This is a genomic window from Fibrobacter sp. UWT3 (genome assembly GCF_900230125.1).
In the GTDB taxonomy this organism is placed as follows: Bacteria; Fibrobacterota; Fibrobacteria; order Fibrobacterales; family Fibrobacteraceae; genus Fibrobacter.
The window spans coordinates 849835-864419 of sequence record NZ_OCSS01000003.1 but is presented as its reverse complement, the minus strand read 5'-3'; the positions used below and the strand labels follow the sequence as shown (position 1 = coordinate 864419).

The window sequence follows — 14585 nt, the reverse complement described above, 5'->3', positions numbered from 1 at the left end:
TTTTTTCTATATTTGCGCGCGAAAAATGAACGTCCGCGCGTCCTGACGCCCGAAATGGCAAAAAATGCCTAAAAATGGGGCCAGGTGCCTGCGGAAAGGAGCCAAGATGAGCAAGGATTTGAAGGAACAGGCGCTCGAATACCATTCCATGGGCAAGCCCGGCAAGATCGAAATCGTGCCGACCAAGCCGCACAGCACGCAGACCGACCTGGGTCTTGCGTACACTCCTGGTGTAGCTGTTCCTTGCTTGGAAATTGAAAAGGATAACAACCTGGCCTACGAATACACGGGCAAGGGCAACCTGGTCGCGGTGATTTCTAACGGCACTGCGGTGCTCGGGCTCGGTGACATCGGCGCTCTCGCGGGCAAGCCGGTGATGGAAGGCAAGGCGCTCCTGTTCAAGATTTACGCGGGCATCGACGTATTTGACATTGAAATCAACGAGAAGGACCCGAAGAAGTTTATCGAAATCGTGAAGGGTATCGCCCCGACGTTCGGCGGCATCAACCTGGAAGATATCAAGGCTCCGGAATGCTTCGAGATCGAGAACACGCTGAAGGCGGAACTCGACATCCCCGTGATGCACGATGACCAGCACGGTACGGCCATCATTTCTTCGGCGGGCCTCCTGAATGCCATCGAGGTTGCGGGCAAGAGCATCCGCGACGTGAAGATGGTGGTGAACGGTGCCGGCGCTGCCGCCTGCGCCTGCACCCGCTTGTACCTGTCGCTCGGCCTCAGGAAAGAAAACCTGGTGATGTGCGACAGCAAGGGCGTTATCCGCAAGGACCGCAAGGGCTTAACCGAGGCGAAGGCTTTCTTTGCGACTGACCGCACCGACATCGAGACTCTTGAAGATGCCATGAAGGGCGCCGACGTGTTCGTTGGCCTCTCGAAGGGCAACATCCTGACCCGCGAGATGGTGCGTAGCATGGCCGACCAGCCGATTGTCTTCGCACTGGCGAACCCGACTCCCGAAATCAGCTACGAAGAGGCGATGGCGAGCCGTGGCGACCTGATTTTTGCGACGGGCCGCAGCGACTACCCGAACCAGGTGAACAACGTCATCGGTTTCCCGTACATTTTCCGCGGTGCCCTGGACGTGCGCGCGACCTGCATCAACGAGCACATGAAGCATGCGGCCGTGCGTGCGATTGCCGCTCTTGCGCACCAGCCGGTGCCCGATGTGGTGAACATCGCCTACAACGCGCAGCGCTTTACCTTCGGCAAGGAATACTTGATTCCGAAGCCGCTTGACCCGCGCCTCTTGACGGATGTTTCTATCGCGGTGGCGAAGGCGGCCATCGAGAGTGGAGTGGCCCGTAAGCCGATTACCGACTGGGACGCTTATTACGACAAGCTCCGCGACATGATGGGCTACGACAACAAGCTTATCCGCCAGTTCAGCGATACTGCCCGCAGCAACCCGAAGCGCGTGGTGTTCGCCGAGAGCAACCTGAACATGCTCAAGGCTGCCGTGCAGGCAAAGGTGGAAGGCGTTGCACACCCGATTGTGCTCGGCAACCCGGAACGCATCCAGATTATCGCCCAGCGCGAACAGCTCGACCTTACGGGCATCAAGATTGTGAACCCGCGCTCGCCCGAGGAATTCGAACGCCGCCGCAAGTACGCGACGATTTATGCCGAGGAGAACGGCCGCAACGGCGTGACGCTCGACGAGGCCCGCGATGACATGTTCGAACCGAACCATTTTGGCATGATGATGGTCAAGACGGGCGATGCCGACGCGTTCATTACGGGCGGCTACTCCAAGTACAGCGAGACGATTGAACTTGCGAAGGAAATCATCGGCATCCGCGAGGAATACAAGCACTTCGGTGCAATGCATATCCTGAGCACGCGCAAGGGAACGTTCTTCCTGGCCGATACGCTCGTGAACCGCGACCCCGATGCCGAAACGCTCGTGGATGTCGTGAAGCTCACACACGACGCGGTGCGGTTCTTCGCTCACGAACCGGTGATGGCGATGCTCAGCTACGCGAACTTCGGCAGTGACAAGGAAGCGGCCCGCGGTACGGCAAACAAGGCCCGCGATGCGGTGAAGATGATTCACGAGCAGTTCCCGGACTACATGATCGATGGCGAAATGCAGGTGAACGTGGCGCTCGACAAGCAGCTGCGCGATACCAAGTACCCGTTCAACAAGCTCAAGGGTCAGACGGTCAACACGCTTATTTTCCCGTGCCTCTCTTCTGCAAATACGACCTGCAAGATGCTCCTCGAGATGGGCGTGGGCGAGTCCATCGGTCCTGTGCAGATGGGCTTGAACAAGCCGGTGCATTTCACCGACTCCGACGCCTCCGTGCACGATATCTTCAACCTGACGGTCGCCGCCGTAATCGACGCGATTGTGCAGGAGAAGAAGGACGAGGAAAAGAACCGCAAGAAGTTCGACAAAATGTGGTAAGGACCACGACGAACGAGCGGTCTGGTAAGCCAGAGGCGACTCGTCTTAACGAGTCGTCGAGGCGAGAGTGAGTGAGACACCGTAGGTTCAGTTCCCGAAACGACGAACGAACGGTCTGAAAAAGAACCCCCGCGGCATTTAGCGCGGGGGTCTTTCCACACATCCCTCTTGGGGATTAGCCCGACAAGGACACTCCTGCCTTGCGGGCTTTATGTTACTTCAGGAGAACCTTCTGGGCGTAGCGCTGGCTGCCCTGCTTCACGATGAGCATTGCGGCCCCGCGGTAGTTGCTCTGCAGTTCGACGCTGTTCGCGCCCTTGCTTGCGTTGAAGTTCTTCTGGTCGATGACCTGGCCCATGAAGTTCATGAGCGTGGCGCTTGCCATGCCTGCGGTGGCTGCGCTGAACGAGGCGGTCACCGATCCCGGACGTACGCTCACGAGCATCTTGGAACTTGCCGCGCGGACAGGCCTGATGGCGTTTGATCCGATATCGCCCGTGCCGCCGAGGGCGACGACCTTGCCGGAGGCTGTGCCTTCGAGCTGCGGTTTCTTGTCGAAGTCGTCAATGATTTCGGTAGAACCGTCGGCCTTGATGCCTGCGATGTAGTCAAAGGTGATTGTGCCGGTGACCTGTGTGCCGTAGAGGTTCAGGCCGATGGCGTTTGCATCGTTGAGGTCCGTAGGCGCGGTGCGGAAATCATCCCACTTGACCTGGATCTTCTGGAATGCGCTAGCATCAAGTTCCTGGTTGGCCTGTTCCATAACGGGCGCGTCGAACCATGCCCAGGAACCGCCTGTCATCATGAAGAGGTCCATGGAGGTCCAGCCGTATTCTCCGCAGCCTTCGCCTGCACCGGTGCAACCGCCTGCAGTTTCAACAGAACCCTTCAGGCGGATTTCAATGCCCACGTACTGGGAAAGGTCCTTCTTGGTGCCAGAAAGGTTGATACGGAGCGTGCCCACTTCGCTGGAGTCGGAAGTCTTGGTCGCGTAGGTCACCAACACGCCCTTGCCTGCTTCGGTTTCGGGAACTTCGTTTTCGTTCACCAGGCTGTCGAGGTTGCTCTGGTTGTTGCCTTCCTGGCCGTAAGCCTTCTGCAGTGCGTTCAACACGTCCGGGTCGAGAATGCTGTAGGTGCCCTTCTGGCGGGTAATGATGGTCATGTTGCCGTCGTTTTCGGCGCCGGTATCCCAGACGTAGGGAACAATGCCGTTGGCCTTCGCGTTCTTCGCGACTTCACCGTAGAAGAGGGCGCGGCCCTGCAAGTGGAGCTTGAGGTTTGCTGCATCAGTAATCTGGCCGGTACGCTTGATGGCGCCAAGTTCGCCGATAATTACGGGGATGCCCTTGTCGCAGAACATGGTCTTGAGTTCACCAAAAGCCTTCTTGATTTGGTTCGGGGTGCCGAGCGCATTGTTGTCGATGCTGTTGGAGTAAACGTTCCAGCCCATGTTGTGTTCCGTATCGGTCGTGCTGGAAAGGCCGGTGTAGTAGTAGAACTGCTTGCCCCAATCTTCGTCAGCGGTCATGAGGGAGTACTGGTACGGGTAGTAGTGGACTTCGGCCATCATGTAGCCAGCGCCAGCCGGGTCGGTCGGCCAGTTCGTGCTGAGCATAGGGGCGTTGTCCATTTCGGTACGCGGAGCCTGCACGATCAAGGTGCGGGTGTCGTTGTTGCCGCCTGCGCTACGCACGGAAGTAATGAATGCTTCGTAGTAGCCCTTTAAAATCTGCATACGGGAGTCGTCGAATGCCCATTGACCGCTTGCGCCCCATGGGTCGTTCACGGCCGGTTCATTGGCGCCAGCAAAGAGGAGGTGCTCGTCGTAGTCCTTGAAGTAGGTGGCAATCTGCTTCCAGTAGGCGGCCTGGCGGGCCTTGGTCGTTGCAGAGCTGTTGGTGATATCGCCTGCTCCGCTGCGCGGGTTGGCGGTACCGTCATACACGCGGTCTTCGAGCCAGCCTTCGTCCCAGTGCGAGTTCAGCACCGCGTACATGCCTTCGGCGATGATCATGTCCACGACTTCCTTCACCTGGGCGAGCCAAGCGCCGTCAATGGTCGGGGTGGTAAACGAGGCGTCCTTGCCTACGTGCTTGTAGGTGGAGTTGTCTGCGGTGCCGCCGTATGCGGCGATATCCTTGGCGAGGGCGTCGGAGTGGGAATACCAGGCGCAAGGAATACGCACGGTGTTGAAGCCGGCTGCCTTGATTGCCTTGATGTAGGCTGCGGTCGGGAGCGGGTTGCCCCATCCGGTCGGGTTTTCGGGCACTTCCATGGTGTTGCCGATGTTGTAGCCCATGCCCATGGGCTCGACCAGGTCGGTCGCCTTGGGGAGGGCGAACGCAGCGGTGCTTGCGAGCGAGAGCGCGCCGACCGCGATACCAAACTTTCCAATACCAAACATTTTGACTCCTTATATGGTATGTGTGGGCATGACTTGCCCGGTTGTCTGTTTTCTATGAAATTAGATTCTGCGGGTGCATTTTAAAAGAAAAATGTGTCCCTGCACGATTTTTGCGGTGTAGAATACTCAACGGGGTACAACAGGGCCGATTTCGGGTTGTTTTTGCCGGTTTTACTGCTGTTTTTAGGCATCTTTACATACTAAATGCATGAAAACACGCTTTTAGTATGTAAAAATGGCCGAAAATCGTGTGAAAAATCGACTTCTAGGCGTGTTTTTGCTGATTTTTGCCTGAAAAAGTTGCTTTTTAAACCATTTTTTCTTGAATTTTACATACTAAATGCCTGAAAAAGCCGAAAAAGTATGTAAACCGGAAAAAAAGAAACAACCCTTTACATACCGTGGGGTTGTTTTGCTATATGATGGTATGTAAAGGGAGTTTTTAATATTTCGGGGCGTTTTCGGGACCCGCGGGCCTATTTCACCTGCACGCGGAGGGTCTGCGCACCGCTGCGGGCAATGTACATGCCTTGACGGAGCCCGCGCAGGTCCATTTCGCTATGGCCGCTTGCCATTTCTGCGCTTGCATCCCGCACCATATTGCCGTTCAGGTCGAACAGGCGGATGGTTGCATTGGAACGGAGCGTATTGCCTTCACGGTAGAACTTGACCTGCGTGCCTGCGACTTCGGGCACGCCGACGTTCCAGCCGGTCCAGCCGCATTCCGGAATCATGGCATCGCAGGGATAGATTTCCGTGCTGCTCGATACCGGCGTAATTGCGGAACTGGAAACAGGCGCGATTGCGGAACTGCTCGATACCGGCGCAATGTTGGAACTGCTAGACGGCGGAACGACCGTGCTGCTGCTCGTAGCCGGATTCTCGCTGCCGCCGGTAATGAAGTCTTCCACGTGGGTCACGCCCGTGTTGTTGTAGTTGCCGAGGTTATACACGCTGCGCATCGCGTTGATGACGTCAGTTTCGAGCACCTTGCCCACGGGGGAAGATTGCCTGCGGATGTAGGCCATGTTGTCGTAGCCGGAATTGCTCTCGTTGCCCATGTCCCAGAGAATGGGGGTGAGGCCGTACTGTTTGGCCGCGCTCACCACGTCCTTGTGCCACTGCACGCGACCCTGCTTGTGGAGGTTCAGGTCGGATCCGCTCAGTTCCGGTGAGCGCACGTTCGCGCCGAATTCGCCGACAATGACCGGGTAACCCTTGTCCACGTAGTTTGTCTTCATCTTGGCGAACTGTTCCTGCGGGTGGCCGATGCCTGCGATTTTGGAATCGATGGAACCTGCCCACGCATTGTAGCCCGCATTGCGCTTGGGTTCGCTCGCCTTCTGGTAATTACCGTAGTAGTACTGCGGCATGATGGGCTCGCTTGCGCCCCAGTCCTGCTGGCTTGTCATGAGCGTGTACTGGTACGGGTCGTAGTAATGCACCTCGAACATCAGGTAGCCTGTTACTTTGTCCTTAGGGAACGTGCTTACGGGCGCGTTCGCGACAGACTTGTCGATGTCGGTATTGAGGCCCTGGATAATCAGCGTGCGGGTGGCGTTGTTCCCGCCCGTGGCGCGCACGGCGTCAATAAACGTCTGGTAGTAGTGCATCAGCGTGCTTACATGCTGGGCCGTCCAGGTGTTCACATTCGGGCCGGGCTCGTTTGCGCCCGCGAAAATCAGTCGTTCGTTGTAGTTCTTGAACTTGTTCGCAATCTGCGTCCAGTACGTCTTCATCTTGTTGTCGACAGTCGAGTTGACGCTCGTGCCGATGTTTGTCTGGAACCAGCCGCCTTCGCCTTCGTGGTGGATGTTCAAAATCGTGTAGAGGCCCGCGCGCATCGCATAGTCGACGACCGTCTTCACGGAATCGAGCCAGGTCTCGGTAACCTTGCCGCCGCTCGTGTGGCTATCCCATGCGCAGGGAATGCGCACCGTGTTGAAGCCTGCCGCCTTCACGGAGTCGAGCAGGGCCTGCGTGGGGAAGGGGTTGCCCCATGCGGTCGGGTTGTTCGGCACCTCCATCGAGTTGCCGATGTTGAACCCCATGCCCATGTTGGCCTGGACCTGCTTTGCAGTGGGGAGCGCCGCCGTTGCAGAGATTGCGCCTGCGATGGCGAAAATTGCCGTTTTTTGCAGAATATGCTTCATTTGGATTCCTCTGAAAGTAACCCTAATACCACTACACGCCTCAAATGTATATTGAAAATGGTAGGAGTGCGCGAAAAATTGACTGCCCTGCCCAAATACTATTGAACAATTTACAACAAAGTGTAAATTTTTTGTTGCGAGAAGAGTTTTTATATTTCCAATAGGGTGTTTTTCTCGAAAAAGGCGGGCTAGGATGATTTATTTTGGTCGGACATTTTTTGCTGCTCTTGTATATGCGACGCTGTTTGCTTTGCTTGGTGCGTGCGGTGATAGCGGTACCGACAAAGAACTGGATTCCCCGTATACCGAAAAAAGGACGCTTTCGGGCTTTGTACAGAAGGGCCCGTTCTCGAAGGGCTCAAAAATTTCGATACAGGAACTTGACGCGGTTACACTTTTGCCGGTAGGCGAAAAGATCGAAGGTACGGTTCTGAACGACGAGGGAACCTACTCCCTGGAATTCAGCGAATTCGAATCCCCGTATGCACTGCTTACGGCCGTGGGTACGTACCGCGATGAACTCACGGGTGAAAAATCAAAAGCGACGGTGACCTTGAATGCGCTGGTAGACCTTACTGCCCGCAAGTCGGCGAACGTGAACTTACTTACGCACCTAGAATATTTGCGCGTGCTCTATCTTGTAAGGGAAGAGGGCTTGACCGTCGCGGAAGCGAAAATGCAGGCGGAGCGAGAGGTGCTCAGGGCCTTTGGAATCAGTGGCGACTTTGCCCTGGCCGAAGACCTGAATATCTATAGCAATGGCGACGGAAATGCGGCACTGTTAGCGATAAGCGTGATTATGCTGGGTGGTCTGGAGAAGGATGGCGAATCCGGACTCCCGTTCGGCCTTGCAACGAAGAATGACGATGGCGAGGAAAACTCGAAACTTGCTGAGCGAATCACGGATTTTGCAGAAGACCTTGAAAGTGATGGCTTCTGGAAAAACGGGCGTACCGCCGCGAATATGGCAGACTGGGCGGTGGAACAGGGCTTGAACGGCAAGTTCGATTCGTTCCGTACGCAGGTCGTTTCTTACATAGATTCCTTCTGGTGGAAAATCTATGGGTTCGATGCGTGCGACTCAACGTTGGATGGGGCCGCATGGCTGAACGACAATCCCTACAGTGCAAATAGGGGCATTTATTTTATATGCAAGAACGGCAAGTGGATCCCCGAAAGGACGGTAGAAGACGGTAAGGATACCACGGATGTCAAGGACTCGACGCAGGTTAGGGATACGACAGATGTTGCCGACACTACCGCAGTCGCGGATACATCGGCCGTGGATACAACGCAGGTCAAGGACACTACAAGTGTTAAGGATACCACGCAGGTCAAGGATACAGCTAGTGTTGCCGATACAAGCGGTGTCACGGATACTACGGATTTGTCTGGGCTGAGCGACTTTGAGAAGGATACGAGGGGTCTGGCTTGTCAGTTCTTTGGCAAGATCGAGCATGGCGTTGTCGATACGAACAATGTGTACTTCTGTTACGGGAAGGAATGGAAACTTTTTGACGGTGACGAAAATGCAAGGTACTATAAGATGATTGACAGCCGTGATGGCCGAATCTACCGCTACGTGTATATTGGAAGCCAAAGATGGATGGCGGAAAACCTGAATTATGGGGGCGAAGAAACCTATACGTGGAACGATGCGCGCAGTGCGTGTCCGGATGGCTGGCACCTCCCGGGCAAGGAAGAATGGGACTACATGTTCAAGTATATAAGTAGTTCATCAGCTTCCGAAATGGACAAGTATGGTTTTGCGACAATACCTGCGGGGCAGACGAGTGCGAATTATTGGACGAGTTCGTATGCTAAGGATTATCAGTACATTTTTTCGTATTCCTTTCAATTTTCGAATACGGGAACAGTAATGAATGGATTGCTGAATACGACTGACCGTTTCCCGGTCCGCTGTGTCAATGATTACAACCCGAGTTTTGCGTGCACGGATCAGACCCGGTACGAGACAATCAATTGCAATTACATATCTTACCTGGTCTGTGCCGATAGCGGCTGGGTTACAATGAGCATTGACGAATATAACGAGTTCAAGTGGACGGGTGCGGTGGAAGGCAAAACGCTGTGGGAAGGCTCTGATCCGCGTATGTGCTATGTGGACCATGCAGGAGTTTAATAAGAGGGTAGCATAAGCTACTATATTCATTGCGCAACCCCCAAAAGGTAAAACAATGGCAAAAATCAACTATAGCTCCGAGACAAGGGAACAGGTCATCAAGCTGGTCCTGAAAGGCGAAAAGTCAGCAAACCAAATAGCCAAGGAACTCGGAATCGGGCCCAATACAGTCGGTCGGTGGGTAAACGAGTACCGCAAGGAACACAACCTGCCGAGCTACCGCGAGGAACGGCGAATCCGCAAGGTGTCCGTCGAGGAACTCGCCGCCAAGAACAGGGAACTGGAAAAACTCCTGAAGAAGCGTGAAAAGGAGCTTGCGGACGAGAAGGAGACGGTAGAGATCCTAAAAAAATCCCTGCACATCTTTATGCGACCACACGACTGAAATGCGAGGCGATACACGTGAACCGCAAGAAATACTCAGTCAGGAAGATGTGCAGAGCCCTAGGAATACCGCAGTGTTCCTACTACCAGTGGTCGCGCCAGCAGGAAAAACGTGCCGAGAAGAAGGCCCGCGAAGAACGGCTTGTCCAGAAGGTCCGCGACACCTTCGAAGAAAACCACCGCGTGTACGGTTGCCCGAAGATGCAGGCGGCACTCCATGACAAGGGTGACGAGGTAAAGGTGTGGAAACTGCGCCGCATCATGCGCGAGAACGGTCTCTATCCGGTCACGCTCAAGAAATGGAAACCCTACCGCAAGGGCAAATGTGACTCCATGTACAGCGAGAACCTGGTGCAGCGGAAGTTCGATCCCGACAGTCTGAACGCCGTCTGGGCCGGCGACATCACCTACGTCAAGACTACGCTTGGCTGGGTGTACCTTGCCGTGGTACTTGACCTATGCAACAAGGAGGCGGTGGGTTATGCCGTGAGCAAGAACATCGACACGGAACTTGTCAAGCGCGCGTTGTCCAATGCCATCATGCAACGCGGCCATCACGACGGACTAATCTTCCATTCCGACCGTGGCGTGCAGTACAGCAGCATGGGCTACCGCACGATGCTCTCGGAGAATGGGATAACGCCCTCGATGAGCGCCCCGGGCTGCCCCTACGACAACGCCTGCATGGAAAGCTTCTTCGCAAGCTTCAAGAAGGAGATGGCCTACAGGCGAGACTTCAAGGACATCGAAGACGTGCGGGAGGCCGTTTTCAGGTACATCGAGCTGTTCTACAACCGGAAACGGCTCCATAGTTCGCTCGGTTACATGACACCGGTGGAATATAGGCTGTCAAAACAGGCTGCCTAGACCACAAGGGTATACCACTTAACAAGAAAAAAGGATATATTTTAACTTAACCGGTAATGAATATGGTTGTTCATGAACCCACTATTAAAAAAACTACAAATCCAATGTTTACGATAATGGTGCCTGGTATGAACGCGATAGTTCCAACTGCAAGTTAGGACTTGGTGGCTGTACTGCGGCGCGACAGGGGGAATTGTCGAGGTCGTCTAAATCCGTATGGTACACTTGCGATAATGGCACTTGGGTGGGGACAATGGATTCCACTGTGGACCAGATAATGTTGGGCACCGATTACGACGAGGGCACAGTCGTGGAATGCCCGTCAAATGGCCGCTACTGTGTGTTCCAGGATGGCCATTGGCGCGAGGGAACCAAGATGGATAGCGTTCTCTATGCTTTGGGAGGTACCCCGTGCATGGTAGAGGGAGATACGTCCAAGGTGAAGTATGAAGGTGAATACTATGTGTGTCGCTACGTGTCGTGGCGTGCGGTTCACATGCAATGGGAGACGGCTCCGCTGATATACAATGATACCTACGAAGACCGGGATGAGTGTAGTGCGACGGGGCTATATGGTGATGGTACTTTCCATAACAAGCACGATAATGCGACTGGCCGCGTCTACGTTTGCGAGAATGGCGGATTCCGGTTGCCTACGGAGAGGGAAATGCGATTGAATTTGGGTTGTACAAGTTATATCTATGGCAAAAAAATCACGGTGAACAATACGCATTTCGTGTGCAGCGAAGAGGGCTGGAAAATAGATTCGACCGCGTGGGAATACGGCTCGTTCACGGATGCGCGCGACGGCAGGGTGTACAAGACAATTGACATCTGGGGCCAGACATGGATGGCCGAAAACCTGGACTACAGGGATTCTGTCGCAAAGCCCGAACTGGAAGGGAACCGCTGGTGCTACGACAATGAGGCTGATCAGTGCGACACCTACGGCTCGTTCTATTCCTGCGAATTGTCCAGCCAGGTATGCCCTGCGGGTTGGCGTTTACCGTCGATATCGGATTGGATGAACCTGTACAATTTTATAGTGCTTATGGGTGGTGACCCGCAGAATGGTTTGCGGGCGAAGGAAGGCTGGTCCGATAATACGGGACATAGCAGGAACGGAACTGATGTGCTTGGTTTTACGGCACTCCCTGGCGGAATCATGTATGGAGCGAACTCGTATGGAAGCGCTTCGCAGGAAGCGTGGTTCTGGTATGCACAGGACTGCTCGCTGAACGAGTATGAAGCGTTCTATTTGTCCAGCGAGGAAGTAAACTTTGTTACGAGCTCCGTTTCGGGAGGCGTGGTATCGGATGCGTATAGCATCCGCTGCATAAAGGATTAATGCGCTTCGAGCCAGTTCTCGCCGAAGCCCACACTTGCTACCAGCGGCACCTTCAACTCCATGGCGCCTTCCATCTCGGATTTCACCATCAGGGCCATCGCTTCCACCTGGTCGCGGGGGCATTCGAACACGAGTTCGTCGTGCACCTGTAGCATCATTTTGAGCGGAAGGTTTTCTTCGTTGATTCGCTTCTGGATGCGTATCATCGCAATCTTGATGAGGTCGGCGGCGGAGCCTTGCACAGGAGTATTCACGGCCATGCGCTCGGCCATTTGCGATTCCATGCGGTCGCTGCTGTCGATACCTGCGATGTAGCGGCGGCGGCCCGAAAGCGTTTCTACGTAGCCGTCGCGGTGGGCGGCCGCCTTGGTATCTTCAATAAACTGCTGTACACCCTGGTACATCCCGAAGTAACCGTCGATGAAATCCCTTGCCTGCGACATCGGGATTTTCAAGTCGCGGGCGAGGCGGAAGGCCGTCATCCCGTAGAGCACGCCGAAATTCACGACTTTTGCATCGCGCCTCATGTCGCTCGTGACGGCGTCTAGATCCACCCCGTAAATTGCGGCGGCTGTGCGGGCGTGAATGTCGATACCTTCCTTGTAGCTTTCGATGAGCGCTTCGTCTCCGCTCAAGTGGGCGAGCATACGCAATTCAATCTGCGAGTAGTCTACCGCAAGGATTATGTTGTCCTTACTCTGCGGGATGAATGCTGCGCGAATCTTCTTACCCAAGTCGCTACGCACGGGAATGTTCTGCAGGTTCGGATCGCGGCTCGAAAGGCGTCCCGTCGCGGTACCCCACTGGATAAAGCTCGTGTGGATGCGGCGCGTGTCCGGATTGATGAGCGTCGGGAGCACCGAAATGTAGGTGCTCTGCATCTTCTTGAGTTCGCGGTACTCGATGACGGCGAAGACAATCGGGTGCGGCGCCTTGAAGCTGAGTTCTTCGAGAACGACGGCATCGGTACTGCGCTTCTTGATTTCGGGGAGTCCGAGCGTATCGAAAAGCACGTCGCCCAGTTGCTTTGGCGAACCGATGTTGAATTCGACGCCTGCCATGTCGCAGATTTCCTTCTCCAGATTCTCGATGCGGCGGGCAAGTTCCTGCTCCAGCGTCTTGAGGGCCGGAACATCAATCGCCACTCCCACGGATTCCATTTGGTACAGTACCTTCAGCAGCGGCATTTCCTGCGCGAAGAAGTACTTCACGTAGTCGAGCTTTTCGAGTTCCTGCTTGAGCGGCTTCCAAAGGCGGAGCGTGTAGACTGCATCTTCGGCGCCGTATTCGGTGGCGTCCTTGATGGGCGCGCGGTTGAACGTAATCTGGTTCTTGCCGCGTCCGATGAGGTTCTCGATGGGAATCATCTCGTGCTGCAGGCGCTGCATCACCTGGTTATCGAGCCCGAGGCCAGATTGCCCCGGCGAAAGCATCCAGGCGGCAATCAGCGTGTCGATGATGTTTGCGTTGTCGATAACGGATTGCGGAATCTTGAATGCGCGTGCGAGAACATGCAGGTCGAATTTTGCGTTATGGAATACGAACGCGCGCGGCTTCCCGGTGTTTTCCATCGGGGCGGTATCCGCAATGAATTCCTTGAACCAGTTCGCAACCTTGTTAAAGTCGAAGTTGCCGCCCTTGCTTGCGGGGAGCGGGAACCCGATTTCGTCGGTGTGCGCAAGCGGGATGTAGTAGCCCTTCGCCGGGTCTGCCGAAAGGCAGAGGCCCACGATGTTGCATTGCATCGGGTCGAGTCCGTCTGTTTCGGTGTCGATGCCCACGGTGCTTGCGGCCGCAAATTCGGCCTTCATCTGCTCAAAGATTTCATCGGTATCGACGCAGACATACGTGGGCAAGTCTTCTACGGGGAAACTTGCGGCAACAAGTTCGCTGTCTCCGTTTTCGCCGGCGCCTTCCGTGCCCGCATTTTCCGTGGCGCCGTCACGCACGAATCCAGCCTTGCTCGGAACTTTCTCGAGCAGGCGCAACAGGCTGTTGATTTCGTGGTCCTTGAACATTTGCGCGAGTGTATCCACGTGCAGACCGTTGTATTCGAGGGCATCTAAATTCCCGCTAAAGGCGCGCTTGGTCTGAAGCGTCACCAGTTCTCGGCTGAGGAAAGCCTTTTCGCGGTTGTTCGCCAAATTGTCGTGCAAACCCTTCTTGGTAATCTTGTCGAGATTCGCATACAGGTTGTCCATGTCGCCGTAATCGTTCAGCAACTGGATGGCCGTCTTGGGCCCCACCTTCGGCACGCCGGGAACGTTGTCACTTGCGTCACCCATGAGCGCCAGGTAGTCGCGGATTTTTTCCGGCGGAAGCCCGTATTTTTCGAGCACCTGTTCCGGACCGAAGTCAATGCCGTCGGCGCCCTTCGTCAAGTGGAAAAGGTGAATCTTGTCGCTTACAATCTGCGACATGTCCTTGTCTTTGCTCAAAATCACTACATGGTCAAAGCCCGCGTCCACGGCGGCCATAGCGGTACTCGCCATTACGTCATCCGCTTCGTAACCCGGCTCCGACAAGAGCGGGATTCCGCTCGCTTCAAGACTTTCGCCCAACAGCGGCATCTGCGCTGCCATCTCCTCGGGCATGGGGCCGCGATTGGCCTTGTAGTCGGGGTAAAGTTCGTGCCTGAAAGTTTTCGTATGTGCCACGTCGCGTGCAATCGCAAAATGCGTCGGCTTGTGCTGGGCCAAAATGCGGAGCACCGCACCCCAGTAACCGTGCATCATGGAAACGTCTTCGCCCTGGCTGTTCTTGAGCGGGTTTTGCGAATAGGCGTAGAACATGCGGAACGCAAGCGCGTAGGAGTCGAGCAAAAGTAGAGTTTTTTCAGACATGTTTTGAATGTA

At 55.1% G+C, this 14585-nt stretch carries 8 protein-coding genes; 5 read left to right on the top strand and 3 right to left on the bottom strand.

The window, feature by feature from the left end:
• The first annotated feature begins 106 nt into the window (after window positions 1-106).
• Window positions 107-2428, top strand: a complete 2322-nt coding sequence (locus CRO08_RS15180) for an NADP-dependent malic enzyme (RefSeq protein WP_097036876.1) — start codon at window positions 107-109, stop codon at window positions 2426-2428.
• A 214-nt stretch (window positions 2429-2642) separates the two neighbouring features.
• On the opposite strand, the gene CRO08_RS15175 is transcribed toward CRO08_RS15180, so the two are convergent.
• Both CRO08_RS15175 and CRO08_RS15170 read right to left on the bottom strand, forming a co-directional pair.
• On the bottom strand, window positions 2643-4835 hold the full coding sequence (locus tag CRO08_RS15175) for a glycoside hydrolase family 5 protein (RefSeq protein ID WP_097036875.1): 2193 nt from the start codon (window positions 4833-4835) through the stop codon (window positions 2643-2645).
• Between the two features lie 476 nt (window positions 4836-5311).
• Window positions 5312-6988, bottom strand: coding sequence for a glycoside hydrolase family 5 protein (locus CRO08_RS15170; RefSeq protein ID WP_097036874.1), 1677 nt, complete (start codon window positions 6986-6988; stop codon window positions 5312-5314).
• A gap of 193 nt (window positions 6989-7181) precedes the next feature.
• Between CRO08_RS15170 and CRO08_RS15165 the strand changes: the two genes are divergently transcribed.
• The 4 genes from CRO08_RS15165 to CRO08_RS15150 all read left to right on the top strand — a co-directional run bounded on the left by CRO08_RS15165 (window position 7182) and on the right by CRO08_RS15150 (window position 11730).
• Complete coding sequence (locus tag CRO08_RS15165) at window positions 7182-9131, top strand: FISUMP domain-containing protein (protein ID WP_097036873.1); 1950 nt, start codon at window positions 7182-7184, stop codon at window positions 9129-9131.
• A gap of 55 nt (window positions 9132-9186) precedes the next feature.
• Window positions 9187-9516 carry a transposase gene (locus CRO08_RS15160; RefSeq protein WP_097034692.1) on the top strand — a complete coding sequence of 110 codons (330 nt, stop codon included), beginning with the start codon at window positions 9187-9189 and terminating at the stop codon, window positions 9514-9516.
• 17 nt (window positions 9517-9533) lie between these two features.
• A complete protein-coding gene (locus tag CRO08_RS15155) occupies window positions 9534-10382 on the top strand; it encodes an IS3 family transposase (RefSeq protein ID WP_176495013.1) in 849 nt (282 codons plus the stop codon).
• 253 nt (window positions 10383-10635) lie between these two features.
• The gene (locus CRO08_RS15150) at window positions 10636-11730 is read left to right on the top strand and encodes an FISUMP domain-containing protein (protein ID WP_097036872.1); all 1095 of its coding nucleotides are present in this window, start codon (window positions 10636-10638) and stop codon (window positions 11728-11730) included.
• On the opposite strand, the gene polA is transcribed toward CRO08_RS15150, so the two are convergent.
• Window positions 11727-14573: a DNA polymerase I gene (polA, locus tag CRO08_RS15145; RefSeq protein ID WP_097036871.1), complete on the bottom strand. Its 2847-nt coding sequence runs from the start codon at window positions 14571-14573 to the stop codon at window positions 11727-11729. The genes CRO08_RS15150 and polA overlap by 4 nt on opposite strands.
• Between the last annotated feature and the right edge of the window lie 12 nt (window positions 14574-14585).

Coding starts and splice junctions, on each gene's coding strand:
- CRO08_RS15180 (WP_097036876.1), top strand. CDS start 107: ATGAGCAAGGATTTGAAGGAACAGGCGCTCGAATACCATTCCATGGGC.
- CRO08_RS15175 (WP_097036875.1), bottom strand. CDS start 4,835: ATGTTTGGTATTGGAAAGTTTGGTATCGCGGTCGGCGCGCTCTCGCTC.
- CRO08_RS15170 (WP_097036874.1), bottom strand. CDS start 6,988: ATGAAGCATATTCTGCAAAAAACGGCAATTTTCGCCATCGCAGGCGCA.
- CRO08_RS15165 (WP_097036873.1), top strand. CDS start 7,182: ATGATTTATTTTGGTCGGACATTTTTTGCTGCTCTTGTATATGCGACG.
- CRO08_RS15160 (WP_097034692.1), top strand. CDS start 9,187: ATGGCAAAAATCAACTATAGCTCCGAGACAAGGGAACAGGTCATCAAG.
- CRO08_RS15150 (WP_097036872.1), top strand. CDS start 10,636: ATGGATTCCACTGTGGACCAGATAATGTTGGGCACCGATTACGACGAG.
- polA (WP_097036871.1), bottom strand. CDS start 14,573: ATGTCTGAAAAAACTCTACTTTTGCTCGACTCCTACGCGCTTGCGTTC.